5 protein-coding genes are annotated in these 4,523 nt (G+C 58.3%); 3 read left to right on the top strand and 2 right to left on the bottom strand.

The genetic code is table 11. The features are described 5' to 3' along the window. Positions 1-1,289 (bottom strand): site-specific integrase (locus tag H5U08_RS10840; protein ID WP_297032901.1); only part of this gene is annotated, 1,289 nt, incomplete at its 3' end. Between H5U08_RS10840 and H5U08_RS10835 the strand changes: the two genes are divergently transcribed. From H5U08_RS10835 to H5U08_RS10825, 3 genes are all read left to right on the top strand, one after another. Next, the gene (locus H5U08_RS10835; RefSeq protein WP_297032899.1) at positions 1,273-1,824 is read left to right on the top strand and encodes a transposase; all 552 of its coding nucleotides are present in this window, start codon (positions 1,273-1,275) and stop codon (positions 1,822-1,824) included. The two genes, H5U08_RS10840 and H5U08_RS10835, sit on opposite strands and share 17 nt — an antisense overlap. Positions 1,825-2,358: 534 nt before the next feature. Beyond that, positions 2,359-2,781 (top strand): hypothetical protein, encoded by a 423-nt coding sequence (locus tag H5U08_RS10830; RefSeq protein ID WP_297032897.1) that lies wholly within the window; start codon positions 2,359-2,361, stop codon positions 2,779-2,781. Positions 2,782-2,866: 85 nt separating this feature from the next. Then, a complete protein-coding gene (locus tag H5U08_RS10825; protein WP_297032895.1) occupies positions 2,867-3,961 on the top strand; it encodes a DNA methyltransferase in 1,095 nt (364 codons plus the stop codon). Between the two features lie 139 nt (positions 3,962-4,100). Here H5U08_RS10825 and H5U08_RS10820 read toward each other — a convergent pair. After that, positions 4,101-4,523 (bottom strand): hypothetical protein (locus H5U08_RS10820; protein WP_297032893.1); only part of this gene is annotated, 423 nt, incomplete at its 5' end.

Raw genomic sequence — 4,523 nt, 5'->3', positions numbered from 1 at the left:
CCGGCCACTTCTTCTGCTTGCGTGCTCTTGCCGCAACGTGCGGGAGCGCATTTGGGAGTGCGCCTGTCGGGCATCGGTCCGGTTGGTTTTTCAACCGCCTGCCGGTAGTGTTCGTCGGTCACTTGCAGGTAGTGCTCTTTTGCCACCGGCTGGCTGTTGCCGATCCAGCGGCAAACCACATGGATCGGGTAGTGTTCCAACAGTTCCGTCTGGCGGCTTGACCGCAGATTCTGCCAAGGCTTTGGCCAGGGTTGCAAGCCTGCCCGCTTGATGATCCGCAGAAACTGCGTCCGCAGGTTTGCATTGTGAAAGCCCTTTTGATCCACTTGCTTGGCCAGATGACGGTAGCGTGTTATCACATACTCCGCCCCTTCAGGGGCCAGTTCCCAAGCCTCTTCCAGGTAGGGGCGCAGTTCGGGGAAGATGGGCACCAGTCGCATTGCACAGCCCGGGTGATGTTCCATCTCGGGACTATGTACCAGCATGGTGCCTGCGTGCCAGTCGATATGCTCCCATTTGAGCATCAAAGCTTCCGAGGGGATCCGCAGCCCACCGTAGCGTGCCAAAGCTACCAGCAGACGCCATTCAGCATCAGGGCAAGCCTCGATAACCTTTTGGATTGTCTGGCGGTCGATAAAACGCATCTTCTGGCGGTTGCCTTGCACCGAGCCGCTAAGCTTACGGAAGGGATTTTTGGGCAATAGCTCATAGTCGGCCGCCGCATTGAAAATGGTTTTGGCCGCCTGAACCCGCCTGGCAATGGTAGCTTCGGCCAGCCCTTGGCTCTTTAGAAACCGCACAAAATCCTGCCCATCGCCGGCAGTAAGGCTGGCAAGCGGTCGGTCCGGGCCGAAACACTCCAACAGATTCCGTCGGGTGTGTCCGTAGAAGACAAGCGTTTGGGGTTTAAGATCGGTTCGCTTGGCAAAGTAGGTATCCAGCCACTGGCCCAGTGTGACTGCACCGCCTTGCCTGGCTGGTATCAGCCCGCAAGCAGCAAGCCTTTCAGCAAGCTGATCGGAAACAGAAGCTACCCAGCGGGCAGTTTCGTCATCTAGTGCCCCTTCCAGTTCGGGAGTTTCGCGTTTTTGGTAGGAGCAAGAATTGGTCTTGGAGAATTCCGGGAATTTAGACAAAAAGAGTCTCCACGTCACGTTGTTCAAAAAGACTCTCAATGACGTGGAGACCGGAAAATGGACAAGGTTCATGTTCGCCCGATCACCTGCTACGAGCGACAACAGCTCCATAGAATGAAACGACAATTGTCCAATCATGTCAATAGCCGTCACGCACGGATTGTGCTGCTTTCCGCCGGCGGGGTTCGCAACCGCGAAATTGCCCAAGCGGGTCGATCGCCTGCGAGCCAGCTATCGCCGCACCGGGGGAGTTCGCCATTTCCTGGCGGCCTACGACCTGGAAACGGGCACGTTGTTGGGCCGGTTCTACAGCCGGAAAACCTGGATCGAGTTCCTGCGATTTCTTCAGTGGCTCCGGCGGCGTTATCCCCGGAGGGAAGTGTTACACATCGTAATGGACAACTACAGTCCCCATCTGAAGGAAGAGGTCTGGGCATGGGCCCGGGCGAACAATGTTAGGTTTTACCTCACCCCGTCCAATGCGTCATGGCTGAATCGGATTGAGTGCCAGTTTGTGCGGCTGAAGAAGTTTGTCCTGGATAACAGCGACTATCAGAGTCACGAAGAACAAGAGCAAGCCATCCGAAGGTATTTGGCTTGGTGCAACGGCCACCGCGCGATAGCCCTCCAGCCTTGGCGATCGTCCCCACGGAGAAACACGACATCCGCCTGCCACGCAGCAGCCTAAAACGCGCGCAACTGTTCAACTGGAAAGGGCACTAGCAAAAAGGCAGGTTCTTTTCGGATTGCTTCCGAAAAACTCTCTGGGGTCTGCTTTTGGCCAGGTCTGCCATCTCCGACCCCGGCCAGCGGATACCGTGTCGCGCCTGCGTCGCGATACTCAACCCTTTCGGGTCATCGATAGCAACGATTCATGAATTGTCGTCACCGAAATCTGACGAGTCCGGACGTACTCGATGCGCTGGGAGGGCAATTCGTGGATTGCCCTTACCGGGCATCGGGTGAGACGAAACGAGATTAAACTGCTTTGCCTGCGAATTTCCCACCAATCCTGCCGATCCTCCAAAATACCGCCGAGGTTTTTGATAGGCCCGTCACGCAAATCGCTGATATTCGCACGCCTGACTCACATCCTTATCGACCAGCTACTTTCAGATGGGTGAACTCCAGTGTAACTCGCGAGGCCGTCTGGCAATTGTTACAATCTTGCCGGGTGGGGAAGTAGACGGCTGTGATCCTCCGGGCGCCGGGAGGTGTGGTCATGACTCACTTTTCACGCCGAGAAACACTGAAAGTATTGGGATCCCTGGGGACCATGGGTATGCTGGGGACCACGTCCGCTGGAATGCCGACCGTGGACGTTCCCCGAATGCCAGGAGCCAGTGACATTCGGCGAACAATATTCACCAAGGTCTGGGAGACTCCTCTCATTGATAGTCATGAACATCTCCCCGACGAACAGGACGTGCTGCGCGGACCGGGCGGAAAAACGCAGGAGCAATGGACAGTCATTCTGCACCATTATCTTGATTCGGATTTACGTTCGGCGGGCATGACCCGGGCGGAATACGATTCCTTCTTTCAAAAACCGGGATCACCTGAGGAAAAGTGGCGTATCGCCTACAAGATCGGCTCGGCGCCGGACAGGGGGCGGATTGGCCAAAGGTACAGGCTGCTGGAGTGATGGCTAACGTGCGGAGAAATTGGCCTGAAGATCGAGCTTTGGGAGCTGGGCCGGGTGCGGCCCTACGATACGAACCGCCCCGCAAATGGAAAACGACTCCGTTTCGGACGGCCAGTTCAACCGCCTGCTGCACGGCTGGTTCGGTCAGATGGCGCGGATGCTCCTGCCCGGACATGCCCTCTACATCTGGGGCGGCTATGCGAATCCTGGTAACCACCCGCCGGTGCTGCGGGAGCACATGCTTCACTTCTCGCAAGGCATCGTGTGGGACAAAGAGCATCCCGTCCTCACCCGCAAAGATTTTCTTGGCTGCTTTGAGCTCACATTCTACGGCGGGAAGAGAGGGACTGTCCATCGCTTTTTCGGGCCAAACAACGTGCCGGACCTTTGGCATGTGAAGCAGGTCAATCCCAATAAGATGATCCACCTCACGGAAAAGCCCGTGGAGTTGGCCGTCCACGCTATTCAGTACTCATCGCTGGCGGGCGAGAACGTGCTCGATCTGTTTGGCGGCGTCGGCAGCACACCCATCGCCGCGGAGCAGACAGGGCGTCGGCCGATTCTGATGGAACTCGATCCGCTGTACTGTGACGTGCTGTGCAGCGGTTCGAGCAGTTCACCCGGGGGCAAAGGGGAGCGTATTCCAGCGCGGGAGGCCATGGGAATGATCTACCTGGCCAGCCCCTCCCAGGATAACGCGAACGTAGGGTGGTTCAACTGCTTGTGGGTTCGGGGCACATCGCCGAGAGCCAACAGGGCGCGGGCTGCAGGCGACTTCCGCTTCTTCTGTGAGCAGTACTTCCCGCTGACGTTCCACTTGCCCTGGTCAGCGGACCATCTGAAGGTCATATCCAAAATCGAACAGGCCGCGCTCCGCGGTGGTCTCTTTGCGCTGGCGATGCCGCGCGGGTCGGGAAAGACGACGATCTGCGAGTGCGCCTGCATTTGGGCCGTGCTGTATGGCCACCGGGAGTTCGTGTGTCTGCTCGGCTCGGACGAGGGCCATGCCATGGATATGCTCGAGTCGATCAAGATGGAGCTGGAGGGCAACGAGGTATTATTGGAAGACTTCCCTGACGGGGTCTCCCCCCATCCATTGTCTGGAAGGGATCGCCAATCGTTGCGCCGGACAACTAACTCTACAAGGGGCAGCGGATCTGTATCGAATGGACCGCCTTAGAGATCGTTCTGCCGATGATCCCCGGAAGCAAGGCCGCAGGCGCGATCATCAAGGTGGCGGGACTGTCAGGCCGTGTCCGAGGGATGAAGTACAGACATGCCAACGGGAAGACGCTGCGGCCAACGGTGGTCTCGCACGATTAGAGCAACTGACCGAAGCGGCCGTGCACGAACTCTACCAAGTCTTCTGCCCTTTGTGCGGGTACTGTGCTGGGGCCGGACTGATCCCCATAAAAGGAGCCCGCCAAACGCTCATCTCCGAAACCCGGCGCGAAATGCTCGCCAGCGCCACTCGGGCCTTGCCCAAAGTGTCTCCCCCGCGGTGAGCCATTTTTCCTGTGGTCGCCCGTGGCAGTGCGAAGGCTGCCGCTAACTGCCCCATGGTCGGCGTCCGCACCGGGGGCCCGTTCGTCCAACACGGCATCACCGTCGACCTCGTCGATCGCCTCCCGCCCGGCTGCCAGTGCGTCCAGAGTGCGAAAGGACTCCAGGGGGTGCTCGCCGACCGGCATCTTCTTTCTTTTCCGGGGTAGATGGCGATTGCGGCTAGGTTCGTTTGCCGG

It is taken from the genome of Thermogutta sp. (assembly GCF_014359955.1).
GTDB lineage: Bacteria > Planctomycetota > Planctomycetia > Pirellulales > Thermoguttaceae > Thermogutta.
This window is presented reverse-complemented; position numbering and strand designations above follow the sequence as displayed.